The sequence below is a fragment of the Streptomyces coeruleofuscus genome (genome assembly GCF_039532725.1).
In the GTDB taxonomy this organism is placed as follows: Bacteria; Actinomycetota; Actinomycetes; order Streptomycetales; family Streptomycetaceae; genus Streptomyces; species Streptomyces coeruleofuscus.
On record NZ_BAAASE010000001.1, the window covers coordinates 1,025,130 to 1,050,627 of the forward strand.

25 protein-coding genes are annotated in these 25,498 nt (G+C 71.5%); 14 read left to right on the plus strand and 11 right to left on the minus strand.

The window, feature by feature from the left end; all coding sequences use genetic code 11:
• Positions 1-82: 82 nt before the first annotated feature.
• From ABFX81_RS04440 to ABFX81_RS04455, 4 genes are all read right to left on the minus strand, one after another.
• Entirely contained in the window at positions 83-958 is an 876-nt protein-coding gene (locus tag ABFX81_RS04440) for an ABC transporter permease subunit (RefSeq protein ID WP_086855342.1), read from the minus strand.
• The gene (locus tag ABFX81_RS04445; protein ID WP_086855347.1) at positions 955-1,839 is read right to left on the minus strand and encodes an ABC transporter permease subunit; all 885 of its coding nucleotides are present in this window, start codon (positions 1,837-1,839) and stop codon (positions 955-957) included. Before ABFX81_RS04445 ends, ABFX81_RS04440 begins: the two co-directional genes overlap by 4 nt.
• A 124-nt stretch (positions 1,840-1,963) precedes the next feature.
• Positions 1,964-3,241 carry an extracellular solute-binding protein gene (locus ABFX81_RS04450; protein WP_086855343.1) on the minus strand — a complete coding sequence of 426 codons (1,278 nt, stop codon included), beginning with the start codon at positions 3,239-3,241 and terminating at the stop codon, positions 1,964-1,966.
• Between the two features lie 48 nt (positions 3,242-3,289).
• On the minus strand, positions 3,290-4,309 hold the full coding sequence (locus ABFX81_RS04455; RefSeq protein ID WP_086855344.1) for a PfkB family carbohydrate kinase: 1,020 nt from the start codon (positions 4,307-4,309) through the stop codon (positions 3,290-3,292).
• 163 nt (positions 4,310-4,472) lie between these two features.
• Between ABFX81_RS04455 and ABFX81_RS04460 the strand changes: the two genes are divergently transcribed.
• From ABFX81_RS04460 to ABFX81_RS04480, 5 genes are all read left to right on the plus strand, one after another.
• On the plus strand, positions 4,473-5,237 hold the full coding sequence (locus ABFX81_RS04460; protein ID WP_346137771.1) for a DeoR/GlpR family DNA-binding transcription regulator: 765 nt from the start codon (positions 4,473-4,475) through the stop codon (positions 5,235-5,237).
• Positions 5,234-6,571: a family 4 glycosyl hydrolase gene (locus tag ABFX81_RS04465; protein WP_086852407.1), complete on the plus strand. Its 1,338-nt coding sequence runs from the start codon at positions 5,234-5,236 to the stop codon at positions 6,569-6,571. Before ABFX81_RS04460 ends, ABFX81_RS04465 begins: the two co-directional genes overlap by 4 nt.
• Positions 6,572-6,642: 71 nt before the next feature.
• Positions 6,643-9,687: a glycoside hydrolase family 38 N-terminal domain-containing protein gene (locus ABFX81_RS04470; protein ID WP_086852405.1), complete on the plus strand. Its 3,045-nt coding sequence runs from the start codon at positions 6,643-6,645 to the stop codon at positions 9,685-9,687.
• A 3-nt stretch (positions 9,688-9,690) separates the two neighbouring features.
• On the plus strand, positions 9,691-10,941 hold the full coding sequence (locus ABFX81_RS04475; protein ID WP_086852403.1) for an alpha-L-fucosidase: 1,251 nt from the start codon (positions 9,691-9,693) through the stop codon (positions 10,939-10,941).
• A 159-nt stretch (positions 10,942-11,100) separates the two neighbouring features.
• The gene (locus tag ABFX81_RS04480) at positions 11,101-11,955 is read left to right on the plus strand and encodes a sulfotransferase family protein (protein ID WP_428837143.1); all 855 of its coding nucleotides are present in this window, start codon (positions 11,101-11,103) and stop codon (positions 11,953-11,955) included.
• Positions 11,956-11,968: 13 nt separating this feature from the next.
• Here the strand turns inward: ABFX81_RS04480 and ABFX81_RS04485 are convergent, their stop codons facing one another.
• Positions 11,969-13,105: an ATP-grasp domain-containing protein gene (locus ABFX81_RS04485; protein WP_346137641.1), complete on the minus strand. Its 1,137-nt coding sequence runs from the start codon at positions 13,103-13,105 to the stop codon at positions 11,969-11,971.
• A 262-nt stretch (positions 13,106-13,367) separates the two neighbouring features.
• Between ABFX81_RS04485 and ABFX81_RS04490 the strand changes: the two genes are divergently transcribed.
• Both ABFX81_RS04490 and ABFX81_RS04495 read left to right on the plus strand, forming a co-directional pair.
• Entirely contained in the window at positions 13,368-14,228 is an 861-nt protein-coding gene (locus ABFX81_RS04490) for a metallophosphoesterase (RefSeq protein ID WP_086847637.1), read from the plus strand.
• On the plus strand, positions 14,225-14,902 hold the full coding sequence (locus tag ABFX81_RS04495) for a 4'-phosphopantetheinyl transferase superfamily protein (protein ID WP_086847640.1): 678 nt from the start codon (positions 14,225-14,227) through the stop codon (positions 14,900-14,902). Before ABFX81_RS04490 ends, ABFX81_RS04495 begins: the two co-directional genes overlap by 4 nt.
• 98 nt (positions 14,903-15,000) lie before the next feature.
• Here the strand turns inward: ABFX81_RS04495 and ABFX81_RS04500 are convergent, their stop codons facing one another.
• The 3 genes from ABFX81_RS04500 to ABFX81_RS04510 all read right to left on the minus strand — a co-directional run bounded on the left by ABFX81_RS04500 (position 15,001) and on the right by ABFX81_RS04510 (position 16,624).
• Positions 15,001-15,243, minus strand: coding sequence for a hypothetical protein (locus tag ABFX81_RS04500; protein WP_086847642.1), 243 nt, complete (start codon positions 15,241-15,243; stop codon positions 15,001-15,003).
• Positions 15,244-15,401: 158 nt separating this feature from the next.
• Positions 15,402-15,932: a toxin-antitoxin system, toxin component gene (locus ABFX81_RS04505; RefSeq protein WP_086847644.1), complete on the minus strand. Its 531-nt coding sequence runs from the start codon at positions 15,930-15,932 to the stop codon at positions 15,402-15,404.
• A gap of 32 nt (positions 15,933-15,964) precedes the next feature.
• Positions 15,965-16,624 (minus strand): helix-turn-helix domain-containing protein, encoded by a 660-nt coding sequence (locus ABFX81_RS04510; protein WP_010042996.1) that lies wholly within the window; start codon positions 16,622-16,624, stop codon positions 15,965-15,967.
• Between the two features lie 238 nt (positions 16,625-16,862).
• On the opposite strand from ABFX81_RS04510, the gene ABFX81_RS04515 reads away from it, so the two are divergent.
• The 7 genes from ABFX81_RS04515 (at position 16,863) to ABFX81_RS04545 (ending at position 23,075) form a co-directional block, all read left to right on the plus strand.
• Entirely contained in the window at positions 16,863-17,522 is a 660-nt protein-coding gene (locus ABFX81_RS04515) for an MmyB family transcriptional regulator (protein ID WP_086847646.1), read from the plus strand.
• Positions 17,523-17,609: 87 nt separating this feature from the next.
• On the plus strand, positions 17,610-18,764 hold the full coding sequence (locus ABFX81_RS04520) for an NAD(P)/FAD-dependent oxidoreductase (protein ID WP_346137642.1): 1,155 nt from the start codon (positions 17,610-17,612) through the stop codon (positions 18,762-18,764).
• Positions 18,761-19,105, plus strand: a complete 345-nt coding sequence (locus tag ABFX81_RS04525) for a (2Fe-2S)-binding protein (RefSeq protein WP_346137643.1) — start codon at positions 18,761-18,763, stop codon at positions 19,103-19,105. Before ABFX81_RS04520 ends, ABFX81_RS04525 begins: the two co-directional genes overlap by 4 nt.
• Positions 19,095-20,459, plus strand: coding sequence for an FAD-dependent oxidoreductase (locus ABFX81_RS04530; protein ID WP_346137644.1), 1,365 nt, complete (start codon positions 19,095-19,097; stop codon positions 20,457-20,459). Before ABFX81_RS04525 ends, ABFX81_RS04530 begins: the two co-directional genes overlap by 11 nt.
• Positions 20,456-21,346, plus strand: a complete 891-nt coding sequence (locus ABFX81_RS04535) for a dihydrodipicolinate synthase family protein (protein WP_086855066.1) — start codon at positions 20,456-20,458, stop codon at positions 21,344-21,346. Before ABFX81_RS04530 ends, ABFX81_RS04535 begins: the two co-directional genes overlap by 4 nt.
• A 14-nt stretch (positions 21,347-21,360) precedes the next feature.
• On the plus strand, positions 21,361-22,362 hold the full coding sequence (locus ABFX81_RS04540; protein WP_086855067.1) for a proline racemase family protein: 1,002 nt from the start codon (positions 21,361-21,363) through the stop codon (positions 22,360-22,362).
• 38 nt (positions 22,363-22,400) lie between these two features.
• Positions 22,401-23,075, plus strand: coding sequence for an FCD domain-containing protein (locus ABFX81_RS04545; RefSeq protein WP_086855068.1), 675 nt, complete (start codon positions 22,401-22,403; stop codon positions 23,073-23,075).
• Positions 23,076-23,143: 68 nt separating this feature from the next.
• On the opposite strand, the gene ABFX81_RS04550 is transcribed toward ABFX81_RS04545, so the two are convergent.
• From ABFX81_RS04550 to ABFX81_RS04560, 3 genes are read right to left on the minus strand one after another with little or no spacing between them, the layout of a single operon-like run.
• The gene (locus ABFX81_RS04550; protein WP_086855069.1) at positions 23,144-23,923 is read right to left on the minus strand and encodes an ATP-binding cassette domain-containing protein; all 780 of its coding nucleotides are present in this window, start codon (positions 23,921-23,923) and stop codon (positions 23,144-23,146) included.
• A 20-nt stretch (positions 23,924-23,943) separates the two neighbouring features.
• Positions 23,944-24,723 (minus strand): ABC transporter permease subunit, encoded by a 780-nt coding sequence (locus ABFX81_RS04555; protein WP_086855070.1) that lies wholly within the window; start codon positions 24,721-24,723, stop codon positions 23,944-23,946.
• Positions 24,720-25,493: an ABC transporter permease subunit gene (locus ABFX81_RS04560; protein WP_086855071.1), complete on the minus strand. Its 774-nt coding sequence runs from the start codon at positions 25,491-25,493 to the stop codon at positions 24,720-24,722. Before ABFX81_RS04560 ends, ABFX81_RS04555 begins: the two co-directional genes overlap by 4 nt.
• Between the last annotated feature and the right edge of the window lie 5 nt (positions 25,494-25,498).

Consider the following 25,498-nt stretch of genomic DNA (forward strand, 5'->3'; position numbering starts at 1 on the left):
GAGCTCGGGGCCTCCTGTCGGTTGTCGACCGCGCGTCCGTCGGGGCTTGTCGCGCAGTTCCCCGCGCCCCTTTCGGGGCGCGTCAGCTGCCCTGCACTGCTCCCTCCGTCGCCCCCGCGATGAAGCCGCGCGCGAAGATGGCGAAGACCACGACCAGCGGCAGGGCCGCCATGAGGACACCGGCCATGACCATGCTGTAGTCGGTGGTGTGGCCGACATGGAGCTGGGCGAGCTCCACCTGGAGCGTGACGTGGCTGGGATCGGTGAGCACGATGAGCGGCCAGACGTAGTCGTTCCAGGCGTTGACGAAGGCGTAGATGGCGAGGAAGGACAGCGCGGGCTTGATCATCGGCAGCGCGATGTTCCAGTACTGGCGGAAGAACCCGGCGCCGTCGATGCGTGCGGCGTCGAGCAGTTCGTCGGGCACGCCGTTCTGTATGTACTGGTGCAGCCAGAAGATGCCGAAGGCGTTGGCCAGGGCGGGCAGGGCCAGCGCCTTGAGCATGCCGACCCAGCCGATCTCCGACATGAGGATGAACTGCGGCAGGACGGCCAGCTGGAGCGGCAGCATCATGAACACCAGCAACGTGCCGAAGAGCACCTTGCGCCCGGGGAAGTCGAACTTGGCGAAGGCGAAGGCCGCCAGTGAGTCGATGAACAGCACCAGGACGGTGGTGACGCTCGCGACGACGATCGTGTTGAGCATCGACCCGAAGAAGTCGATGGTGTTCAGCACATGCCGGATGTTCTCCAGCAGGTGGGAGCCGAAGGTCAGCTTCGGCGGGCTCTTGTAGATGTCCTCGGTGGTGTTGGTCGCCATGACGATCGTCCACACGAACGGGAAGACCGAGATGAGGACGGCCAGGATGAGGAGGATGTGCGCGGTCATGCCCTTGGGGCGGCGCAGCCGCCGCGTGGCCGTGGCCGTGGCCGGCCGCGTCGTGTCGGCTGTCGTCATGCCTTCCTCCCCCGCTGCACGAGACGCCAGTTGATGGCGACGAGCACCATGATCAGTACGAAGAAGGCCCACACGATGGCCGCGCCGTAGCCGTAGTCGTTGTTGAGGAAGGCCGACTGGTAGAAGTACAGCAGCGTGGTCAGGCCCGCCTGGCCCGGGCCGCCGAGGTTCTGGTTGGCGGCGTTGCTGGCGAAGAGGACCTGGGGTTCGCTGAAGCTCTGCAGGCCGTTGATGGTCGAGATGATGACGGTGAACAGGATGATCGGCCGCATGATCGGAATGGTGATCTGGAAGAACGTGCGGACGGGACCTGCACCGTCCATCTTCGCCGCCTCGTAGATCGAGGTCGGGATCGCCTGGAGACCGGCCAGGTAGATGATCATGTTGTAGCCGGTCCACATCCACGTCATCAGCAGCGCGATGACCAGCTTGATCAGCCACGGGTTGCTCAGCCACGGGACGGGCGAGATGCCGACCGTGCCCAGGATGGCGTTCACCAGGCCGAAGTTGTTGCTGAACACCGCGCCGAAGAAGATCGCCACCGCGACGATCGAGGTGACGTTCGGCACGTAGAGGGCGATGCGGTAGAAGCCCTTGAAGCGGCGCACCGAATGCAGCAGCGTCGCCAGGACCAGGGCGCCGAAGAGCGTGGGAACAGTGGACAGCACCCAGATCACCAGGGTGTTGCGGATCGACAGCCAGAAGACCGGGTCGTTCCAGAGGAACTCGAACTGCTGGAGGCCCACGAACTGCTTGGTGCCGAGGCCGTCGTAGCGCTGGAAGGCCAGATACAGCGAATAGAAGACGGGGAAGAAGGAGAAGGCGATGAAGATCAGGAAGAACGGCGAGATCGCCAGGTACTGACGCCAGTGCGACAGCACCCCGCGCCGGCTCGGCCGGACGGCGCCCGCGGGCGGGGTGCGCCGCGGGCGGAACCGGGCCGGGCCCGGCCCGCCACGGTGCTCGGGCACCGTGGCGGGACCGGTGACCGGAGGTGATGACACCTCAGTTCACCCCCTGTCGCCGGGCGATCTGCTTGGCCTGGCTGACGGCGTCCTTCCATGCGGCGTCGGGCTTCTTGCCCTTGGCCTCGATGCTGGTCAGCTCGGTGAAGTAGGGGGCCATGACCGCGGCGTCGGCGGGTGCCTCGTAACTGACCGGGATGGCCTTGGCGGCCGGGCCGAAGACCTCGATGACCTTCTGCCCGCCGAAGAAGGCGTCGGCGCCCGTCATGGCGGGCATGGCGTAGGAGGCCGGGGAGGCGGGGAAGATGGCGGCGTCGGTGAAGCCGCGGGCGTTGTTGGCCGGGCTGAGGATCCAGCTGATGATCTTGAATGCCTCTTCGGGGTTACGGCACTGCTTGGGCAGCGCCAGGTAGGAGCCGCCCTGGTTGGCCGGTCCGCCGGGCGTGGCACAGACCCGCCACTTGCCCTTGGTGCCCGGGGCGGCCTGCTCGATGTCCAGCGCGTGCCAGGCCGCGCCGAGTTCGGTGCCGAGGTTCTTGCCGATGGCGGCGTTCCAGGTCTGGTCGTTGATCTTGGCGTCGATGCCGAGCGTGTAGGGGCGGATCGCCGTGGTCCACGCGGCGCGGATGTGGTCCTGGTCGCCGATGAAGTGGTTGTTCTCGTCGATGAACCGCTTGGTGCCCTGGCCGACCGCGATGTTGAACACCGAGCCCATGTTGTTGATCAGGTAGGTGCCGGGCACGGCCTTCTTCAGCTCGGAGCCGAGCGCGAAGTAGTCGTCCCAGGTCCCGGCCTCGGCGGCGACCTTGTCGGGGTCGGTGGGCAGCCCGGCCTTGTCGAACAGGTCCGCGCGGTAGAAGAGCGCTGTGGGACCGATGTCGATCGGGAAGCCGATCTGCTTGCCGTCCTCGGTCTGGGCGAGCTTGGTCTTCCAGTCCAGGTACTGCGACGAGATCTTCTTGAAGCCCAGCTCGTTCAGGTCGAGGAAGCGGCCGGCGTTGGGCAGGAAGGACGCGATGTCCTCGCCCTTGATGCCGGTGATGTCGGGCACGGAGCTGCCCGCCGCGAGCGTGGTGGTGAGCTTCTGCTTGAAGTCGCCGCCGATGGAGGCGGCGGTCAGCTTGATCTGGCTGCCGAAGTGCGCCTTGGCCTCCGCGACCACCTTGTCGCTCAGTGCGCCACCCCAGTACCACATGGTGAGGCTCTTGCCGTTCTTGGTACCGCCCGATCCCGAGCTGCCGCCGCATGCGACGGTCAGGCCGGAGGCGGCCGCGGTGAGCGCGGCGGCCTGGAGGAAGCCTCTACGAGAAAGGTCCACGGGTCACTCCTGTTTTTCCTGTTCGTGGTGCCGAGGTGTGGGTGAAGGTCAGTGCTGCCGTGCGGGAGGGGTGACGGGGGCGTACGCGACCGGCGGCCCGGGGTTCTCCGGGAGCCGGTCCGCCAGGAAGCCGTAGGACCGCTTCAGATCGGGGTCGGTCAGGGAGTGCCACCAGCGGTCGACGCCGTACCAGCCGGGGGCGGCGAGCGCCCCGCCGTGGTGCCGGACGGACAGCCCGGCGGCGAGCACCGCGAACCGCAGCCGCTCCGCGAGCGGCCAGCCGCCGAGCGAGGCGGTGACGAACGCGGCGCCGAAGACGTCCCCGGCACCCGTCGCGTCCAGTACCTCGACGTCGAGGGCGGGCACGTCGGCGTACTCGCCGGTCGTCTGGTCGACGGCCACCGCGCCGTCCCCGCCCCGGGTGACGACCGCGACCGGCACCAGCTCGGACAGCGTGCCGAGCGCGGCCACCGCGCTGTCCGTGCGGGTGTAGGCCATGGCCTCCGTCTCGTTCGGGAGGAAGGCGTGGCAGAGCGCGAGCTGGTCCAGGAGGGCCGTCGACCACTCCTGGCTGGGGTCCCAGCCGACGTCCGCGTAGATCTGCGTGCCGCCCGCGGCGGCCTTGGCGAGCCAGTCGCGCGGCTGCGCCTCGAGGTGCACCAGGGCGGTACGGGCCGCGGGCGGGTCGCCCACCAGCACGTCCTGTGAGTACGGCGGCTCCTGGCCGTGGGTGACCAGGGCACGGTCCGTGCCGTGCGCCAGGGCGACGGTGACCGGGGTGGGCCAGCCGTCGGCCGTACGGGAGAGCGAGAGGTCGACGTCCTCCTGGTCGCACAGGATGTCCCGGCAGCACTCGCCGTAGAGGTCGTCGCCGAACACGGTGGCCAGCGAGGTACGCAGGCCGAAGCGGCTGGCCGCCACCGCCAGGTTGGCGATGCCGCCCGGGCCGCAGCCCATGCCCGTCGTCCAGATCTCCTCGCCCGGGGTCGGGGGCTTGCCGAGCCCCGTGAGGACGAGGTCGTAGAAGAGCAGCCCGGTCAGCAGCACATCGGGCCGGTCGTCGTCCACGGAGGGGTCCTCTCGTTCGGAAGCGTTCGAGGAGCCCACCCCGCGAGCTCGTCAAAACTCTTCATTTCGGTGACCGGAATCGTGCGCCGCTCGGAGAGATTGGTCAATACCCGAGCAGAAGCGAGCATGGAAATGATTGGAGATGACGAGTACTGTTCACGCCGTGCTGGCAGAACGACGACATCAACTCATCCTGCGGGCCCTGCGCTCCGGCGGGCCCGCGTCCGTGACCGACCTCTCGGAGCAACTCGGCGTGAGTCCCGCCACCATCAGGCGTGATCTGGTCAAACTGGAAGAAGACGGGCTGCTCACCCGCGTCCACGGCGGCGCCGTGGTCGAGGAGGGCGACCAGCCCTTCGCCGAGGTCGCCGAGGTGCGCGTCGCCGAGAAGGACGCCATAGCCGAGCGCGCTGCGGCCATGGTCAGGGACGGCCAGTCGGTGCTGCTGGACATCGGGACGACGGCCTACCGCCTGGCCCGGCAGCTGCACGGCCGACGGCTCACCGTGATCACCAGCAACCTGGTGGTCTACGAGGAGCTCGCCGACGACGAGGGCATCGAGCTGGTCCTGCTCGGCGGCATGGTCCGCCGCGAGTACCGCTCCCTGGTCGGCTTCCTCACCGAGGACAACCTGCGCCAGCTGCACGCCGACTGGCTCTTCCTCGGCACGAGCGGCGTGCGGCCCGGCGGGCAGGTCATGGACACGACGGTCGTGGAGGTGCCGGTCAAGCGCGCGATGATCAAGGCGGGCGAGAAGGTCGTGCTGCTGGCCGACGCGGCGAAGTTCCCGGGGCACGGCATGGCGAAGGTCTGCGGTCCCGAGGAGCTGGACGTGGTGGTGACGAACGAGCCGGTCGACACGGCGACGCGGTCCTCCCTCCAGGAGGCAGGAGTCGAGGTCGTCGTGACGGGAAGGGTGCAGACGTGAAGCTGACGATTCTGGGCGGCGGGGGATTCCGCGTGCCGCTGGTCTACGGGGCGCTCCTCCAGGACCACGCCGAGGGCCGGGTGACGCACGTCGTCCTGCACGATCTCGATCCCGCGAGGCTGTCCGCGGTGACGCGCGTCCTCGCCGAGCAGGCGGCCGGAGTCCCCGACGCGCCCGAGGTGAGTGCCACCACCGATCTGGACGAGGCCCTGCGCGGCGCCGACTTCGTGTTCTCCGCGATCCGCGTCGGCGGTCTGGAGGGCCGCGCGAACGACGAGCGCGTGGCCCTGGACCAGGGCGTCCTCGGCCAGGAGACGGTCGGCGCGGGCGGCATCGCCTACGGCCTGCGCACCGTCCCGGTCGCCGTCGACATCGCCCGGCGCGTCGCCCGCCTGGCGCCGGACGCCTGGGTCATCAACTTCACCAACCCGGCCGGCCTGGTCACCGAGGCCATGTCCCGCCACCTCGGCGACCGCGTCATCGGCATCTGCGACTCCCCGGTCGGACTCGGCCGCCGCATCGCCCGGGTACTCGGCGCGAACCCCAGGGAAGCCTGGATCGACTACGTCGGCCTCAACCACCTCGGCTGGGTCCGCGGCCTGCGCGTCGCCGGCCGCGACGAGCTCCCCCGCCTGCTCGCCGACCCGGACCTGCTCGGCTCCTTCGAGGAGGGCAAGCTCTTCGGCGTCGACTGGCTCCGGTCCCTGGGCGCGATCCCCAACGAATACCTGCACTACTACTACTTCAACCGGGAAGCCGTACGCGCCTACCAGCAGGCCGAGAAGACCCGCGGCGCCTTCCTGCACGACCAGCAGGCCCGCTTCTACGCCGAGATGCGCAACCCCGACGCCCCCGCGTGGAAGGTCTGGGACCGCACCCGTGCCGAGCGCGAGGCCACCTACATGGCCGAGAACCGTGAGACCGCCGGCGCCGGCGAACGTGACGAGGACGACCTGTCCGGCGGCTACGAGAAGGTGGCCCTCGCCCTGATGCGGGCGATCGCCCGGGACGAGCGCACGACCCTGATCCTCAACGTCCGCAACCAGCGCACCCTGTCGGTCCTGGACGCGGACGCCGTCATCGAGGTCCCCTGCCTCGTCGACGCCAACGGCGCCCACCCCGTCACCGTCGACCCGCTGCCCGACCACGCCACCGGCCTGGTCTGCGCGGTCAAGGCGGTCGAGCGCGAGGTGCTGGCCGCGGCCGACTCGGGCTCCCGCGCGACCGCCGTGAAGGCCTTCGCGCTGCACCCGCTCGTCGACTCCGTCAATGTGGCCCGCAGGCTGGTCGAGGGCTACACCGAGGTCCACCCCGGGCTGGCGTACCTTAGGTGAACGCCGCTCGGTAAGCGCTTTCCCCCACCGCTTCCCGCCTGCTCGCTCTTCCCGCTTCCTGGAGACATCTCATGCATGACGAAAGCCGCCGGATCGAGGAGCGCGTGCAGCGCCTTCACGACCAGCGCATCAAGGCCGCGATCTACGCGGCCACCGTCCCCTTCGAGGTAGAGGCCTGGCAGGCTCCCGGGGAGCCGGTCCCGTTCGAGGAGGCCGCCGCCGCCTCGTACGCGCCCTTCGCGATGGGCACCCCCTGGGGCCCGCCCTGGGGCACCACCTGGTTCCGCATGCGCGGACAGGTGCCCGAGGCGTGGGCGGGCCGCCGCGTGGAGGCCGTCATCGACCTCGGATTCGTGGGCGACTGGCCCGGCAACCAGGCCGAGGCCCTGGTGCACCTCACGGACGGCACCCCGCTGAAGGCCGTCAACCCGCTCAACCAGTACGTGGCGATCGCCAACCCGGCGACGGGCGGCGAGACGGTCGAGTACCTGGTCGAGGCCGCCTCCAACCCGGACATCCTCGCCGACAACTTCTCGAGGACCACCCCGCTCGGCGACATCCTCACCGCCGGCGACAAGCCGCTCTACACCTTCCGCGGCGCCGACATCGCCATCCTCGACGAGGAGGTCTGGCACCTCGACCTCGACGTCCAGGTGCTGCGCGAGCTGATGCTCGAGCTGGGTGAGCACGACCCGCGCCGGCACGAGATCGCGCACGCGCTCGACCGGGCGATGGACCTGCTGGACCTGGACGACGTCTCCGGCTCCGCCGCCGCCGTGCGTGAAGCGCTGGAGCCGGTGCTGTCCAAGCCCGCGCACGCCAGCGCGCACACGATCTCCGGCGTGGGCCACGCACACATCGACTCGGCCTGGCTCTGGCCGATCCGCGAGACCAAGCGCAAGACGTCCCGCACGTTCTCCAACGTCACGTCCCTGGCCGACGAGTACGACGACTTCATCTTCGCCTGCTCCCAGGCCCAGCAGTACGAGTGGGTGCGCGACAACTACCCCAAGGTCTGGGCCCGCATCCAGGAGTCCGTCAAGAACGGCCAGTGGGCGCCGGTCGGCGGCATGTGGGTCGAGTCCGACGGCAACCTGCCCGGCGGCGAGGCCGTCGCCCGCCAGTTCATCCACGGCAAGCGGTTCTTCATCGAGCACTTCGGCATCGAGACCAAGGGCGTCTGGCTGCCGGACTCCTTCGGCTACAACGCGGCCTACCCGCAGATCGCCAAGCTCGCGGGCAACGAGTGGTTCCTCACGCAGAAGATCTCCTGGAACCAGACCAACAGGTTCCCCCACCACACCTTCTGGTGGGAGGGCATCGACGGCACCCGCATCTTCACCCACTTTCCGCCGGTCGACACCTACAACGCCCGCTTCAGTGGCGAGGAGATGTCCCGCGCGGTCCGCAACTACCAGGAGAAGGGCGGCGCCAGCCGCTCCCTGGCCCCCTTCGGCTGGGGCGACGGCGGTGGCGGCCCCACCCGCGAGATCATGGAGCGCGCCCGCCGGCTGGCGGACCTGGAGGGCTCCGCGAAGGTCGTCGTCGAACACCCCGACGAGTTCTTCGCCAAGGCCCGCGAGGAGTACCCGGACGCGCCCGTCTGGGTCGGCGAGCTCTACCTGGAGCTGCACCGCGCCACCTACACCTCCCAGGCCCGCACCAAGCAGGGCAACCGCCGCTCCGAGCACCTCCTGCGCGAGGCCGAGCTGTGGGCGGCGACGGCGGCCCTGCACGCGCCGGGCTACACGTACCCGTACGAGAAGCTGGACCGGCTCTGGAAGACGGTGCTGCTGCACCAGTTCCACGACATCCTGCCCGGCTCGTCGATCGCCTGGGTGCACCGGGAGGCCGAGGCCGAGTACGCCCGAGTGGCCCGCGAGCTCCAGGCGCTGACGGCCGATGCCCTCACGGCCCTCGGCGCCGGCGGGACCCGCGTCTTCAACACCAGCCCCTACGACCGCGCCGAGGTGGTCCGCACCGCCGACGGCGCACCGGTGTACGTGGAGGTGCCCGCGAGCGGCTCCGCGCCCCTCGCCGACGCCGAGCCCCCGCAGCCGGTGACGGTGAGCGGCCGGGGGCTCGACAACGGGCTGGTCCGCGTGGAGGTGGCCGAGGACGGCACCCTGTCGTCCGTCCGCGACCTGCGCGCGAACCGCGAGGTCCTGGCCGACCCGGGCAACCTGCTGCGCCTGCACACCGACCTGCCCAACTACTGGGACGCCTGGGACATCGACAAGCACTACAAGAACCGCTACACGGACCTCCTCGACGCCTCGTCCGTCACGGTCGTCGAGCAGGACCCGCTGGTCGGCGCGATCCGCGTCGAGAGGGACTTCGGCAAGGGCTCGAAGATCACCCAGACGATCACCGTCCGCGCCGGCAGCCCCCGTATCGACATCGAGACGGACATCGACTGGCACGAGACCGAGAAGATCCTCAAGGCGGCCTTCCCGGTCGACGTCCGCGCCCCGCACTCCTCCGCCGAGATCCAGTTCGGGCACATCCAGCGGCCCACGCACACCAACACCAGCTGGGAGGCGGCCCGCTTCGAGGTCTCCGGCCACCGCTGGGTGCACATCGGCGAACCCGGCTACGGCGTCGCGGTCATCAACGACTCGACGTACGGCCATGACGTCTCCCGCACGGTCCGCGAGGACGGCGGCACCACGACCACCGTCCGCCTCAGCCTGGTCCGCGCCCCGCGCATCCCGGACCCCGAGGCCGACCAGGGCCGCCACCGCTTCACCTACGCGCTGCTGCCCGGCGCGACCATCGAGGACGCCGTCGCCGAGGGCTACGCCCTCAACCTCCCGCTCCGGGTGGCCGACGCGGCGGGCGCCCCCGCACCGGTCGTCTCCACCGAGGGCGACGGCGTGACCGTGGAGGCGGTCAAGCTCGCCGACGACGCGTCGGGTGACGTCGTCGTACGGCTCTACGAATCCCGCGGCGGCCGGGCCCGGGGCGCCCTGCGCACCGGCTTCCCGCTCGCGGGCGCGCAGATCACCGACCTGCTGGAGCGGCCGCTGGAGGAGGCGCCCGTGGACGGCGACGGCGCCGTCCCCGTGGAACTGCGGCCCTTCCAGATCCTGACACTTCGTCTGCGCAGGGGCTGACGCATGGCCATGCAACCCTGGTTCACCGACGCCAAGCTCGGGATCTTCATCCACTGGGGCATCTACGCCGTCGACGGCGTCCAGGAGTCCTGGTCGTTCTACGACGACATCGTCCCCTACGACCAGTACATGTCCCAGTTCGACCGCTTCACGGCCGCCCGCTACGACCCGCGCGACTGGGCGAGGCTCTTCGCGCGGGCCGGAGCGAAGTACGCCGTGCTGACCAGCCGCCACCACGACGGCGTCGCCCTGTGGGACACGGCGTACGGCGACCTGAACGTGGGCCGCGACCTGATCGGCGGCTACGCCGGAGCCCTGCGCGAACAGGGTCTCAAGGTCGGGTTGTACTACTCGCACTCGGACTGGAGCCACCCCGACTACGCCTCCACCCGCAAGCCGGGCCGACCGCCGGAGCTGGAGGACAACCGCTACTCGGAGGTCGCCGCCGAGGACGAGGACCTTCAGGCCTGGGAGAGGTTCCTCGCCTACCGGGACGGCCAGATCCGCGAACTGACCTCCCGCTACAGGCCGGACCTGCTGTGGTTCGACGGCGAGTGGGACCGCAGCGAGGAGCAGTGGCGCATCCCCGAACTCGCCGCCCTCATCCGCTCCGAGGTACCGGACGTCGTCTTCAACGCCCGCATGCTCTCCGAGGGCGACTACGCGACGCCGGAACAGGGCGCCCCGGTGATTCCGCCGGAGGGCCCCTGGGAGCTGTGCCTGACGATCAACGACTCCTGGGGCCACCAGCACCACGACCACAACCACAAGTCGGTCGACCAGCTCATCCGCTACTTCACCGAGACCATCGGCGGCGGAGGCAACCTGCTGCTCAGCGTCGGCCCGCGGGAGGACGGCACGATCCCGGCCGAGCAGGCGGAGCGGCTGGAAGGGCTCGGCGACTGGATCGCCAGGCACGCGGAGGCGGTGTACGGCACCGGACGGGGACTGCCGCCGGGCCATCACTACGGCCCGAGCACCCTCTCCAAGGACCGCCGCACCCTCTACCTCGTCCTCTTCGACGCCCCGCGCGCCGAGATCAACGTGCGCGGGCTGCTCAGCAAGGTCCGCGGGGTCTCGGTGCTCGGCAGCGGCACGGAACTGGCCCACCGGGTCACCGGCGGTCTCCACGAGACACCGGGCGTCCTGTGGATCGAGCCTCCCGCCGCGTCGGACCTCGACCTGCACGCCACGGTGCTGGCCGTCGAACTGGAAGGGGAACTGGAGCTCTACCGCGGCGCCGGCCGGTTCTGACGAAAGTTTAAGAAAAAGGGTAAGTGGCCTGCTCACGGGCGGTATGTGGACGCCCGTGAGCACGCCGGTTCGCCTTCCGGAAACCTGAAGTTCGCCCGTTCCCCCTGGGATGCGGAACGCACAGCGCGAACGAAAGGTGTCACCGTGGGAGACCCGCGTATGGCTGCGATCGGCAAGGGCCTGAAGCGTCGCGGAAGGCTGGTGATAGAGGCGGTCAGTCCACCGCGCCGGAACCTCGACGCCGTCCCCGCGCCCCGCCCGGCGGCCGACACCTACACCGCCCCGCCCGCCCCCCGGCTGGTGGACTCGCCGGTCTTCGTGCTGTCGTCGGTGCGCTCCGGTTCGACACTGCTGCGCGTCCTGCTCAACAGCCACAGCCGTATCCGCGCCCCGCACGAGATGCACCTGCGCACGGTGCACGTCCACCTGTCCCGCGACTTCACCGCGGACGCCATGCGGGCGCTCCACCTCGACAAGGACGAGCTGGAACACGTGCTGTGGGACCGGGTGCTGCACCTGGAGCTCACCCGCAGCGGCAAGGACGTCATCGTCGACAAGACCCCGCCGAACACCCTCATCTGGCCCCGTCTGCGGCGATGCTGGCCGAACGCCCGCTACATCCTGCTGCTGCGCCACCCCGGCGCGGTCGTCACGTCCCTCACCGCCCGACGCGCCGACCCCGATCACGAAGCCGTCCGCGCCGAGGTCCTCGACTACAGCGAGAAGCTGGAGGAGGCCCGTCTGAACCTCGACCCCCATGTGATCACCTACGAGGAGCTCACCGCCGAGCCGGAGAAGGTCACCCGGGGCATCTGCGACCACCTCGGCGTCCCGTGGGAGCCCGGCATGCTCGACTACGGCAGCAAGGACCACGGCACCTTCCGCCCCCAGCTCGGCGACTGGTCCAGCACCATCAAGTCCGGCCGCATCCAGTCGGCCCGCTCCGCCGCCCCGGACGTCGAACTCCCCCCACGCCTGAGGGAACTGTCCCTGGCGTGGGGGTACGGGGACTGAAGGGAATCGGGGGCTAGAGAGGCAGGGCCCCGACCGTGGCCTGCGGGGCCGTCGCCTCGACGGAGTCGGCGGGCACCGCGGGCAGCGGCTGCTGCTCCGTCGCCTCCGGCCGCTGGTGCGGCAGCGACACCGGCCGCAGCGGGCGCGGCCCCGACACCACCGTGTAGTCCTGTCCCAGGAACGGCGGGACCACCTCGCCCGGGTCCTCGCCGAGCGCCAGCTGGACGGCGGCCCAGGGCGCGTTGACACCGCACAGGGACAGCTGGTGCAGGCCGCCCGCCGGGCGGGTGTTGACGTCCATCAGGACCGGCCGGTCGCCGAACATCCGGAACTGGATGTTGGACAGGTAGTGCAGACCGAAGCCCTCCGCGATCAGCCGGGCGGGCTCCAGCCACTGCTCGTGCAGCGTGAAGCCCCGGCGTCGGCCGTTCTTGGTGCGGCCGATGGCCAGCCGGACCCGGTTGTCCGGACCGGTCAGGCAGTCCACCGACACCTCGGGCTGCTCCAGGCGCGGCATCACCAGCCAGTCGACCGGCTCCTCGGCCCGACGCAGCGCCTCCAGCACCAGGTCGAGCGGCACGTACGGGCTCGGGAAGCCGCTCAGGTGCACCATCGAGAAGGGGGAGCGCGTGATCACGCGGAAGCCCACCCCGCCCGCCCCGGACGCCGGCTTGAAGCACGCCTTGTGCCCGGCGTCCTCCAACTCCTCGACTGCCGCGACGAGTTCGTCGCTCGACCGTACCCGCCACCACGGCGGCACCGGCACGCCGACCGCCTGGACCGCCTCGTAGGCGATCACCTTGTCGTGGAAGACGGCCACCGCCTCGGGCGGCGGTGCCAGCAAAGCCGTACCGACCGCCTCGAACTCGGCGCGGTGCGCCACGATCGCCGACTGGTGCAGCCGGGGCACGAAGACGTCGATACCGCGCCGCGCGCACTGGTCCAGCGCGTACTCGACGTACCCGGCGGGGGAGAGGTTCTCGGGCTCCAGCTCGGCGGTGTCGGCGGCGGCCAGCACGGGGGAGTCGGGGTCGCCGTGCGTGGCATGGATCTCGACGGCCCGGTCGCTGGGATTTCTCCGCAGCTGATCCATGAAGAACACGTTCTCCGCGTACGTGCGGTTGAGCCAGACGCGTACGCGAGAGACCATGCAGGCCGCCTTTCACGGTTCGCGGGCAGGGCTCAGCAGCCCGTGCCCGGGCAGGTTGAATGGAGGGTCACCAAACCGCCCCTGTGAGAGGGAAGTTCTTAGCGGTGGTGTTGGGGCAGATCATACGGCTTCGGCGGGCCGTGTCGTGCAACGCGCGGGTTACGGATTTACGACTGTGACCGTCAGGCCGCCCTTGTCCCCCCGCCCGCGGATGTGATCTCGTGGTGGCGTTCGCGTTCGGGCGTGCGGAGGGGGGCGAGGGGTGACGTCGACGGCCGGTGGCTCCGCACGACTACTGGCCATCAGCGATCTGCACATCGGCTACCCGGAGAACCGCGCCCTGGTCGAGCGGATGCGGCCCGGGACGGACGACGACTGGCTGCTCGTGGCCGGGGACGTCGCCGAGACCGTGGCCGACGTCCGCTGGGCCCTCGAGACGCTCGCCGGCCGCTTCCGCAAGGTCGTGTGGGTGCCCGGGAACCACGAGCTGTGGACCCATCCGAGCGACCCCGTCACCCTGCGCGGCGTCGCCCGGTACGACCATCTGGTCGAGCTGTGCCGGGATCTCGGCGTGACGACACCGGAGGACCCCTACCCCGTCTGGGACGGGCCCGGCGGACCCGTGGCCGTCGCCCCGCTGTTCCTGCTGTACGACTACTCGTTCCTGCCGGCCGGGTGCGCGACCAAGGAGCAGGGCCTGGAGTACGCCGAGGGCACGGGGATCGTGTGCACCGACGAGCACCTGCTGCACCCCGACCCGTACCCGAGCCGGGAGGCCTGGTGCCGGGCCCGGGTCGCCGTGTCGGAACGCAGGCTCGCCGAGCTGCCCGAAGACCTGCCCGTGATCCCCGTCAACCACTACCCGCTGCACCGCCACCCGATGGACGTGCTGTGGCACCCCGAGTTCGCCATGTGGTGCGGCACGGATCTGACCGCCGACTGGCACCGCAGGTTCCGTGTCCACACCATGGTCTACGGCCATCTGCACATCCCACGCACCACCTGGCACGAGGGCGTGCGCTTCGAGGAGGTGTCGGTGGGCTACCCCCGCGAGTGGCGCAAGCGGTCCGGGGAGCCGGGGCGGCTGCGGCGCATCCTGCCGGCGGAGGGGGAGGAGCGGTGATCGAAGTCCTGCTGCCACAGACCGTCGTCACGGTGGAGGCATACGGCCACGAGAGCGTGGACGCCCCGCTGTACCCCGAGGAGGCGGCGCTCGTGGCGCGGGCGGTCGCCAAGCGGCGCCGGGAGTTCGCCGTCGTCCGCTCCTGTGCCCGCCGTGCCATGGAGAAGCTCGGCGTGCCGCCGCAGCCGATCCTGCCCGGGGAACGCGGCGCCCCGCGCTGGCCGGCCGGCCTGGCCGGCAGCATGACCCACTGCGACGGCTACTGCGCCGCCGCCGTGGTCCGTGCCACCGACCTCGCCTCCCTCGGCATCGACGCCGAGGCCCACGGGCCGCTCCCCGAAGGGGTCCTGCCCGCCGTCTCCCTGCCGGCCGAGGCCGAGCGCCTGCGGCGGCTGGCCGCACAGCGCCCCGACGTCCACTGGGACCGGCTGCTGTTCAGTGCGAAGGAGTCCGTCTACAAGGCGTGGTTCCCCCTCACCGGCAAGTGGCTGGACTTCACGGAGGCCGACATCGAGATCTCCGCCGCCCCCGGCGAACACCTGCGCGGCACCTTCCGCGCCACACTCCTCGTCCCCGGCCCACGGGTCGGCGACCGCCGCCTCGGCCATTTCGACGGCCACTGGACCGCCGACCGGGGCCTGGTCGCGACGGCGGTCGCAGTACCGCACGGCTGAGCCCGCCGCGCGACGGGCGGGCCTGCGGACCTGCACTCAGGGCGCCCTGCCCACCGCCGGTCCGGTGCCCGGCTGCCCCCCGGCCGTCGACCGCCGGCTCAGGGCCCCGGCTCCGGGCACCAGTTCTGGAGCAGCCGGAAGAATTCCTCCTCGTTGCCGGTCAGGCCCGCTCGTTCGAGGGCCTCTTCCGCCTCGGCGAGGACGCCGGGCGGGACGACCGGGGGCCGGTGGGAGCCGCGCGGGTCCGTCTCCAGGTCGAAGGCGGCCCGGACGGTGTGCAGCAGGCGCAGGTAGGCCTGGACGGCGGTGCGTTCGCGGTCCGTCAGTACGGCGGTGGGCATCGGTCGGCTCTCCCCGTGTCGGAGTCATCGGTCACGCCCCGCACGCAAAGGGGGCGCACCTCCAGCTTGCCGTCCACCACTGACAATCCGGCCCCGCAGCCCGTCGGTTCGCCCGCTCGGCGGAGGGGAAACCCCGCCTCGACCCGGCGCAGCGCCTGTCAGCCCTGCGGCCCCGGGTACCCCAGCGACGCCTCGATCCGTCCCGCCAGGTGGTCCCGCTGCACCGGCCCCCGCGACGACGAACCCGCCAGCCACGCCCGGCACTTGCTGGCCAGCAGCAGGCCGAAGCTCTCGGCCTCCTTCTCGTCGTCGAGGTCGAAGCGGGTGCGCGCGGCGACCTTGTGCACCGTCGCCTGGAGGTCGGCGTCGTCGTGGAGCAGCCGGGCCGCGACAGCGGCGCCCTCGACGTGGTGGGAGCAGTGTCCGGCCTTCATGTGCCACAGCTCGTGCCCCAGGATCACCAACTGGTGATCGGGAGCCGTGCGTTCCTCGATCACGACGAGATCCTGCTCGGCCATGTCGAGCCACAGCCCGCTCGCGGTCCCGGGCGGGAAGGCGGCCGTGCGGAAGTGGACGGGACGGCCCCGGCGTCTGCTCATGGCGTCGCACAGCGCGGCGTACAGCTCGTCGGGCCGCGCCGGCGCGGGGAGGGTCAGCTCCGCGACCAGCTCACCGCACAGGCGGCGCATTTCCTTACCGATGCCCACAGTTCTCCCCACGGTCACGACTCGGGCCGCTTGACGCTCTCCAGGAGCATGTCCAGCCACTCCGCCACTTTGTCGCGGTGCTGGTCGGTGGGCAGCTGCGCGGCCCGCCAGGCGATGCCGCGCACGCCGTGGTCCTGCAACAGCCGCTCCAGCGGGTCGTCGGCCGCCGCGGCCGCCTCCCGCTCGCGGTCGGCGAGCTTCTGGAGCAGTTCCTGCTCGGTGTGCTGGAGGGCGCTCACCAGCGCCTCGGGGTCCTCGGCCGTGAGGAAACCGGCATGCACCCGGAAGAACCGCTGGAGGGCGTCGCAGTGCTCCATGGTCGGCCGCCGATCGCCGTTGATGAGGGCGCCGGCCTGCTGCCGGGACATGCCCGCTCCGTCGGCGATCTCCTGCTGGGTGTACTTGCGGCCGTTGGGCTTGAGCCGGGTCCGGCGCAGCAGGTCCAGGCGCTGGAGGAAGCGGGCCTGCACATCGGGTTCGCCCGCCGGCCTGCCGCCGAGCAGGGCCTTGACCACGGGCTCCGGAACTCCGGAGGCGACGGACAGCCGGCCGATGTCGAAGACCTCGGCGTGCGGCACGCCGAGGCGGTCGGCGAGGGCGGTGACACGGGAGACGACGGCCGCCAGCACGGCCGTCGGCGTGGCGCCCGGACCTTCGACGAAGCCACCCGTCACCGACAGATCTCCTACGTCTCTCACAGGCTTCTCACAAGTGGATGCCGTGACCTACCCCGGCGTTAACTTCCCGGAGCGTAGCGGGTGGTTCGAACTCACATCCAGGTCTCGCCACAACTGTGGCCAATTTCAGCCGTCAACAGGCATAAAATGCCACGATAGTTGACACGCCTCAACTCGGGGCAGCAGGATCGGGACGCCGCGTCAAGGCCGCACAGGCAAGAGGGGTGACCTCCCGATGGCATATCAGGCAGGAGGGCAGCGGCCGGCACCGCGGCCCGTCCCCGAGACTTCCGATGTCCAGGCCTACCTGGGGGACTACGCCGGGCTTCTGGAGGCCGTCTCCTTCCCTTCGCTCGTCGTCGACCGCTCCTGGGACGTCTTGCTGACCAACAGCGCCTTCCGGTCGCTTTTCGGTGGCGTCGGTCCGCACCCGACGGCCATGCCGGGCGACAACTTCCTCAGGTTCGTGCTGTTCCACCCCGACGCTCCCACGGTGCTCGGCGAGCACGAGGCGAGCTGGTGCCTGCCGATGCTCGCGCACTTCGCGCGGACCGTGGAGAGCCACGGCCCCGACCACGGCCTCCAGGCCATCCGCCGCGACATCGCCCAGGACCCCATCATGGAGGCCGCCTACCGGCACGGCCTGCCGCACTGGATCCGTTCGGTCGGCGAGAGCGCCGTCGAGCAGGACGGCGCCGTACGGCCGCTGCTGCACCCGGATCCGCGCTGGGGCGCCACCGACTGCCGGATCGTCGTCGAGACGTCCAGGACGCTCGAGGAACTGGGCTGCACCCGGCTCACCTTCACGCTGCGCGATGCCCGCCGCACCCCGTCCCGGGACCGCCGGACCCGCCGTACCGCCTCCCATCTGAGGGTCGTCCCCGCGGCCGACTGAGCCCCGCCGGGTTCCCCGTCACCACAGCACCGCATCCCCGGCGTTCGCCCCATTCCCAGACACTGTGGTGTGTGACATAGTACTGACGTGAGCGAGCCGCTGACCTGCGATGTCGTAGTGGTCGGAGCCGGAGTGGTGGGCGCCGCCTGCGCCCTGTACGCGGCCCGCGCGGGCCTGGACACCGTCGTGGTGGACCGGGGCCCGGTGGCCGGCGGCACGACCGGCGCGGGGGAGGGCAACCTCCTGGTCTCCGACAAGGAACCCGGCCCCGAGCTCGACCTGGCCCTGCTGTCCGCCCGGCTGTGGGCCGAACTGGCCCGGGAGGGGCTGGGGAAGGCGGTCGAGTACGAGGCCAAGGGCGGGGTCGTCGTCGCCGGCACCGGCGAGGCGCTGGCCGGGCTGGAGAGACTCGCCGCCGGGCAGCGCGCGGCCGGGGTCGAAGCGGTCCCGGTGGCGCCCGACCGGCTCCCCGACCTGGAGCCGTGTCTGGCCCCCGGCCTCGCGGGCGGCGTGCACTACCCGCAGGAAGCCCAAGTGATGCCCGCTCTGGCGGCGGCCCACCTGCTGCGCGCCTCGAACGCCCGGCTGCTCACCGGCCGGGAGGTGACCGGGGTGCTGCGCGGCCCCGACGGCGCGGTGCGCGGAGTGCGTACGGGACGGGGCGACATCCACGCCCCGGCCGTCGTCAACGCGGCCGGCACCTGGGGCGGCGAGGTGGCGGCCCGCGCCGGGGTGTCGCTGCCGGTGCTGCCCCGGCGCGGTTTCGTCCTGGTCACCGAGCCGCTGCCGCCCCGCATCCGGCACAAGGTGTACGCCGCCGACTACGTGGCCGACGTCGCCAGCGACTCGGCGGCCCTCCAGACCTCCCCGGTCGTCGAGGGCACCCCCGCCGGGCCGGTCCTCATCGGCGCCAGCCGCGAACGCGTCGGCTTCGACCGCTCGTTGTCGCTCCCGGCACTGCGGGCGCTGGCGGCGGGTGCGACGCGGCTCTTCCCGTTCCTCGCCGGAGTCCGGGCCATGCGGACGTACGCGGGTTTCCGGCCGTATCTGCCGGACCATCTGCCCGCGATCGGCCCCGACCCGCGGGCGCCCGGACTGCTGCACGCCTGCGGGCACGAGGGCGCCGGCATCGGTCTCGCCACCGGCACCGGGCAGTTGATCGCGCAGGCGCTGACCGGGCGGACGCCCGATCTGGATCTCGTCCCGTTCCGGCCCGACCGCTTTCCCGAGGAGGCCGAGTGAATCCACTGGAGCTGGCGGGGGCCAGGCCCGGCCCCGCCTTCACGGTCACGTTCGACGGGCGGCCGGTCCGGGCGCTGCCGGGTCAGACGGTCGCCGCCGTGCTGTGGGCGGCGGGCGTCACCTCCTGGCGCACCACCCGGGGCGAGGGCCGTCCGCGGGGAGTGTTCTGCGGGATCGGCGTCTGCTTCGACTGCCTGGTGACCGTCAACGACCGCCCCAACCAACGCGCTTGTCTGGTAGCGGTGCGGCCGGGAGACGTGATCGGCACGCAGCAGGGGACGGGCCATGCGGGCGTGGACCAGGTGAGGGCGGACGACGGGGGAGACGGTCATGCGGGCTGAACTCGTCGTGATCGGCGCCGGTCCGGCCGGGCTGGCCGCGTCACTCGCGGCGGCCGCGCGCGGCGCCCGGGTCGTGCTCGTCGACGCGGCGACGGAGACCGGCGGACAGTTCTACCGGCAGCCCGCCGCCGCTCTCGGGGCCGGGCGGCCCGAGACGCTGCACCACCGGTGGCGCACCTGGGAGCGGCTGCGGGACGGCCTCGCCGCCAGTTCCGTCCGTGTGCTGACGGACCACCATGTGTGGTGTGTGGAGCGGACGTCCGGCGGCTTCACCGTGCACGCGCTGCTCGGCCCGGAGCAGGAGGAGCCGGCCGAGGTGCACGCCCGTGCCGTGCTCCTGGCCACCGGCGGATACGAACACGTGCTGCCCTTCCCCGGCTGGACCCTCCCTGGCGTCGTCACCGCCGGGGGCGCCCAGGCCATGCTCAAGGGCAGCCTTGTGGTGCCGGGACGGCGGGCCATCGTGGCCGGGACCGGGCCGCTGCTGCTGCCCGTGGCGACCGGGCTCGCGGCGGCCGGCGTCGAGGTCGCCGCACTCGTCGAGTCCACCGGCCCCGGGCGCCTGGCCCGCCACGGCAGGGCCCTGGCCGGCAGGCTCCCGGAGGGCGCCGGATACGCCGCCCGGCTGCTGCGTCACCGCGTGCCCGTCCTGGCCCGCCACACCGTCGTCCGCGCCCACGGCGACGACCGGCTGACCGGAGTCACGGTCGCCGCTCTCGACACCGCCGGACGCGTCCGGCCCGGCACCGAGCGGCAGTTGCCCTGCGACACCCTGGCCGTCGGCCACGGCATGCTCCCGCACACCGACCTGGCGGAGGGCCTCGGCTGCGGCCTGGACGGGCTGGCGGTGGCCGTCGACGCCGAGCAGCGCACGGACGTCCCCGGTGTGTGGGCGGCAGGCGAGTCCACCGGTATCGGCGGCGCGGCCCTCGCCCTCGCCGAGGGGCACATCGCCGGGTGCTCCGCCGCCGCCCACCTGCGCGGCACCACCCCCGCCCCGGCGCCCACCGCCCTCAAGGCCCGCACGAACCTCAGGCGTTCAGCGGCCGCCCTCGACGCCGCGTACGCGCCGCCCGCGCACTGGCCCGAGCAGGTCACCGACGACACCGTGGTCTGCCGCTGCGAGGAGGTCACCGCCGGTGCCGTGCGCGACGCCCTGGACCTCGGAGCGGGCGACGAGCGCACCGTGAAGCTGCTGACCCGGGCCGGTATGGGCTGGTGCCAGGGCCGGATGTGCCAGTCCGCCGTCGCGGGTCTCGCCGGCTGCCCGCCCGCCCCTTCCAGAAGGCCCCTCGCCCGTCCCGTACCGCTCGGCGTCCTCGCACGGCAACACACCCAGGAGGAACTGTCATGACCGACCACCGCCCCTGGCACGGCGTCCTCGTCGCCACCGCGCTCCCGCTGGACGACGACCTCTCCGTGAACTACGACAAGTACGCCGAGCACTGCGCCTGGCTGGTCGAGAACGGCTGCGACGGCGTCGTGCCGAACGGCTCCCTCGGCGAGTACCAGGTGCTCACCCCCGAGGAGCGTGCCCGGGTGGTCGAGACGGCCGTCGCCGCGATCGGCGGGCAGCGCGTCATGCCCGGCGTCGCCGCGTACGGGTCCGCCGAGTCCCGGCGCTGGGCCGAGCAGGCGGGCGAGGCGGGCTGCCGGGCGGTGATGCTGCTGCCGCCGAACGCCTACCGCGCCGACGAGCGTTCCGTCCTCGCCCACTACGCCGAGGTCGCGAAGACGGGCCTGCCGGTCGTCGCGTACAACAACCCGATCGACACCAAGGTCGACCTCGTGCCCGAGCTGCTCGCCCGGCTGCACGGCGAGGGGTACATCCGTGCGGTGAAGGAGTTCTCCGGAGACGTCCGCAGGGCCTACCGCATCGCCGAGCTCGCCCCCGAACTCGACCTGCTGATCGGCGCGGACGACGTCCTGCTGGAGCTGGCCGTCGCGGGCGCCAAGGGCTGGGTGGCGGGCTACCCGAACGCGCTGCCGCAGGCCTCGGTCGAGCTGTACCACGCGGCCGTCGACGGCGACCTCGACACCGCGCGGTCCCTGTACCGGCAGCTGCATCCGCTGCTGCGGTGGGACTCACGCGTGGAGTTCGTCCAGGCCATCAAACTGTCCATGGACCTGGTCGGCCGCCACGGCGGACCCTGCCGCCCGCCGCGCATGCCGCTGCCGCCCGAGCAGGAGGCCGCCGTCCGGACCGCAACCGAGAAGGCCGTCGCGGCCGGACTGGCGTGAGGGAAGGCGGGATCATGCGCAGCGGACTCGTCCTGCACGCCGTCGACTCGCACACCGAGGGCATGCCGACCCGCGTCATCACCGGCGGCATCGGCACCATCCCCGGCGCCACCATGAACGAGCGACGGCTGTACTTCCGTGAACACCGCGACACCATCAAGCAGTTGCTGATGAACGAGCCGCGCGGTCACGCCGCCATGAGCGGCGCGATCCTCCAGCCGCCGACCCGGCCCGACTGCGACTGGGGCGTCGTCTACATCGAGGTCTCCGGCTATCTGCCGATGTGCGGGCACGGCACGATCGGCGTGGCGACCGTGCTCGTCGAGACCGGAATGGTCGAGGTCACCGAGCCGGTCACCACCATCCGGCTCGACACCCCGGCGGGCCCGGTCGTCGCCGAGGTGGCCGTGGCGGACGGGGCCGCCACATCGGTCACCCTGCGGAACGTGCCCTCCTTCGCCGTCGGCCTCGACCGCGAGGCCACCCTCGCCGACGGCCGGACCGTGACGTACGACCTCGCCTTCGGCGGCAACTTCTACGCCATCCTGCCGCTGGAGCGGTTCGGCCTGCCCTTCGACCGGTCCCGCAAGGACGACATCCTCCGGGCCGGCCTGTCCCTCATGGCCGCCGTCAACGCCGAGGACCCGCCCGTCCACCCGGACGACCCGTCCATCCACGGCCTCCACCACGTCTACCTGGCGGCCCCCGGCTCGACCGCCCGCCACTCCCGGCACGCCATGGCCATCCACCCCGGCTGGTTCGACCGCTCGCCGTGCGGCACGGGCACCAGCGCCCGCATGGCACAGTTGCACGCGCGCGGCGAACTCCCGCTGCACACCGAGTTCGTGAACGAGTCCTTCATCGGCACCCGGTTCACCGGCAGACTGCTCGGCACCACCGAGGTGGCCGGTCACCCGGCCGTGCTGCCCAGCTTCACCGGACGCGCCTGGATCACCGGCACCGCCCAGTACCTGCTGGACCCCGAGGACCCGTTCCCGGCCGGGTTCGTCCTGTAAGCCGCACACGTCCGACCACGAGAGGAACCCCGACCGTCATGGCCCCGCAGCACACCCCCGCCCTGCCCGTGCTGGGCAGCAGGAAACCCAGCCACCGGGAGCGGGTCGCGGACGCGCTGCGAGCCGCCCTGATCGCAGGCGAACTGCTCCCCGGCGAGGTCTACTCGGCCCCCGGCCTCGCCGCCCGCTTCGGGGTCTCCGCCACCCCCGTGCGTGAGGCCATGCTCGACCTCGCCAAGGAAGGCCTCGTCGACACCGTGCCCAACAAGGGCTTCCGCGTCACCGCCGTCTCCGACAAGCAGCTCGACGAGTACACCCACATCCGCGCGCTGATCGAGATCCCCACGACGGCGGGCCTCGCCGCCACGGCCGACCCGGTGGCGTTGGAGGAACTCCGGCCGGTCGCACAGGAGATAGTCACCTCCGCCGCGGCCGGCGACCTCATCGCCTACGTCGAGGCCGACCTGCGCTTCCACCTCGGCCTGCTGGCCCTCGCCGGCAACGACCACCTCGTCGACGTCGTACGGGACCTCAGACGCCGCTCGCGCCTGTACGGCCTGACCGCGCTAGCCGAGCAGGGACGGCTGGAGGCATCGGCCGAGGAACACCTGGAGATCCTCGACGCGCTGCTCGCCCGGGACGAGGAGGCTGTACGGGCGGTGATGACCCGTCACCTCGGACACATCCGGGGACTGTGGGCAAGCGCCCCTTAGGGGCGCGGGGAACTGCGCGACCAGCCCCCACGACCCGCAGCCTCCAGACGGCAGACCGGACCGAGCTCTTAGGACGCGACGGCCCCCTTCTTCGCAGCCTGGATCTGCTCGTACACATGCGTACGCAGCTCGGCGAACCGCGGATCCACCCTCGTGTGCAACTGATCCCGCTCGACCGGCAGATCGACCTTCAGCTGCTCCCGGACAACCGTGGGGGACGCGGACAGCACGATCACCCGCTCCCCGAGGTAGACGGCCTCGTCGATGTCGTGGGTGACGAACAGGATCGTGATGCCGCGCTCCCGCCACAGCCCCCGGACCAGGTCCTCCAGATCGGCCCGGGTCTGCGCGTCCACCGCCGCGAACGGCTCGTCCATCAGCAGCACGCGGGGCTCGTACGCCAGCGCCCGGGCGATGGCGACCCGCTGCTGCATACCGCCCGACAGCTGCCAGGGATACGCCCCCACGGCGTCAGCCAGCCCCACCGACTCCAGCGCGTCGCGGACCAGGCCCCGGCGCCGGGCCTTGCTCAAGGCCTTCTTCCTCAGCGGAAGTTCGACATTCTCGCCGACCCGCATCCAGGGGAAGAGGCTGCGCCCGTACTCCTGGAAGACGAATGCCATTCCGGGCGGCGGACCGCTCACCTTGCGCCCCTCCAGCAGCACTTCACCGCCGGTCGGCGCGAGCAGCCCTCCCACGCACTTCAGCAGTGTCGTCTTGCCGCAGCCCGACGGCCCGACGAGACAGACGAGTTCACCGGCGCCGACGGTGAAGGTGAGGTCGCGGACCGCCTCGACCCGCCGCCCCGACCCCGCGTAGACCTTCTTCAGACCCCGTACGTCGAGCATGGACCGCCCTTTCGAGAGGCTCACGGCGATCGCCGGGCCGAGGCGCGCAGACCGTGGTACCAGCCGAGCACCCGCCGCTCGACCCACTGGAAGACGACCGACAGCAGGAAGCCGAGCAGACCGAGCACGAGGATGCCGGTCCACATGTCCGGGATCGCGAAGCCGCGCTGGAACTGGACGATGGTGAAGCCGAGCCCGTTGCTCGCGGCGAACATCTCGCTGATCACCATGAGGATGATGCCGATGGACAGGGCCTGGCGCAGACCCGCGAAGATCTGCGGGCTCGCCGACCGCAGCACCAGCTTCCTGAGCCGCGCCACACCCGTGATGCCGTACGAGCGCGCCGTCTCGGCCATCACCGGGTCCACCGCCCGCACGCCCTCGACCGTGTTGAGCAGGACGGGCCACACGCAGCCGGCCGCGATCACCGTGACCTTCATCGTGTCGCCGATCCCCGCGAACAGCATGATGACCGGCACCAGCACCGGCGGCGGCACCGCCCGCAGGAACTCCAGGACCGGCTCGCACACCGCCCGCACCCGCCGGTACGACCCGATGACCGTGCCGAGCGCCACCCCCACGACCGCCGCCAGCGCGTAACCGCCCGCCAGCCGCAGCACGCTGGGCAGTACGTCACCCCGCAGGCGCTCCGCCGTCCACACGTCCGGGAAGGCCTCCAGGATCGTCCGCAGGGGCGGCCAGTACACGTCCGTACTGCCGGCGGACGCCACCCACCAGACCGTGACCAGCAGGGCCGGCAGGGCGCCGGCGAACACCAGCCGCAGCAGCGGACGCCTCACACCGCCACCTCCCCGCGCACCGACTGGTGCCAGGCCAGCGCCCGCCGCTCCACCGTGCGCGCGCCGACGTTGATCAGCAGACCCAGCAGGCCGGTCACCACGATCAGCGCGTACATCTCGGGCACCGCCTGCGAGGCCTGTGCCACCCCGATGCGCTTGCCCAGCCCCGGTGCCCCGATGACGAGTTCGGAGGTGATGGCGAGGATCAGCGCGACCGCCGCCGCCAGCCGGACGCCGGTCATGACGTACGGCAGCGCGGTCGGCCACAGCACGTGCCGGATCCGCGCCCAGGTACCGAGACCGTACGACCGCGCCGTCTCGTCGGCGACGGGGTCGACGTCCTGGACGCCGTACAGGACCTGGATCAGGACCTGCCAGAACGACGCGTAGACGACGAGGAGGAGCACCGAGCGCAGTTCGGTGCCGTACAGCAGCACCGCCAGCGGGATCAGCGCGACCGAGGGGATCGGGCGCAGGAACTCGATGGTGGAGGCCGTCGCCTCGCGCAGATGCGGCACGACCGAGATCAGCACACCCACCACGATCCCCGCGCAGGACGCGATCGCCAGGCCCAGCGCCCAGCCGGTGAGCGTGTCGCCGAGCGCCGTCCAGAAGGCCGAGTCGGCCGTCTCGTCCGCGAGCGCTGCGGCGATACGGCTGGTGGGCGGGAAGTAGGTCTCCTCGACCAGGCCGAGCCGCGGCACCGCCTCGCCCAGGGCGAGAAAGGCGGCGAGTCCGGCCGCACCGAGTGCGGCGTTCACACCCCTCATGCGTC

Excerpts from the sequence above, each read along its gene's own strand:
- ABFX81_RS04545 (WP_086855068.1), top strand. The coding sequence starts at position 22,401 with ATGGCCCCGCAGCACACCCCCGCCCTGCCCGTGCTGGGCAGCAGGAAA.
- ABFX81_RS04505 (WP_086847644.1), bottom strand. The coding sequence starts at position 15,932 with ATGCGCCGCCTGTGCGGTGAGCTGGTCGCGGAGCTGACCCTCCCCGCG.
- ABFX81_RS04530 (WP_346137644.1), top strand. The coding sequence starts at position 19,095 with ATGCGGGCTGAACTCGTCGTGATCGGCGCCGGTCCGGCCGGGCTGGCC.
- ABFX81_RS04475 (WP_086852403.1), top strand. The coding sequence starts at position 9,691 with ATGGCCATGCAACCCTGGTTCACCGACGCCAAGCTCGGGATCTTCATC.
- ABFX81_RS04535 (WP_086855066.1), top strand. The coding sequence starts at position 20,456 with ATGACCGACCACCGCCCCTGGCACGGCGTCCTCGTCGCCACCGCGCTC.
- ABFX81_RS04550 (WP_086855069.1), bottom strand. The coding sequence starts at position 23,923 with ATGCTCGACGTACGGGGTCTGAAGAAGGTCTACGCGGGGTCGGGGCGG.
- ABFX81_RS04440 (WP_086855342.1), bottom strand. The coding sequence starts at position 958 with ATGACGACAGCCGACACGACGCGGCCGGCCACGGCCACGGCCACGCGG.
- ABFX81_RS04500 (WP_086847642.1), bottom strand. The coding sequence starts at position 15,243 with ATGCCCACCGCCGTACTGACGGACCGCGAACGCACCGCCGTCCAGGCC.
- ABFX81_RS04560 (WP_086855071.1), bottom strand. The coding sequence starts at position 25,493 with ATGAGGGGTGTGAACGCCGCACTCGGTGCGGCCGGACTCGCCGCCTTT.
- ABFX81_RS04470 (WP_086852405.1), top strand. The coding sequence starts at position 6,643 with ATGCATGACGAAAGCCGCCGGATCGAGGAGCGCGTGCAGCGCCTTCAC.
- ABFX81_RS04485 (WP_346137641.1), bottom strand. The coding sequence starts at position 13,105 with ATGGTCTCTCGCGTACGCGTCTGGCTCAACCGCACGTACGCGGAGAAC.
- ABFX81_RS04515 (WP_086847646.1), top strand. The coding sequence starts at position 16,863 with ATGGCATATCAGGCAGGAGGGCAGCGGCCGGCACCGCGGCCCGTCCCC.
- ABFX81_RS04480 (WP_428837143.1), top strand. The coding sequence starts at position 11,101 with ATGGCTGCGATCGGCAAGGGCCTGAAGCGTCGCGGAAGGCTGGTGATA.
- ABFX81_RS04540 (WP_086855067.1), top strand. The coding sequence starts at position 21,361 with ATGCGCAGCGGACTCGTCCTGCACGCCGTCGACTCGCACACCGAGGGC.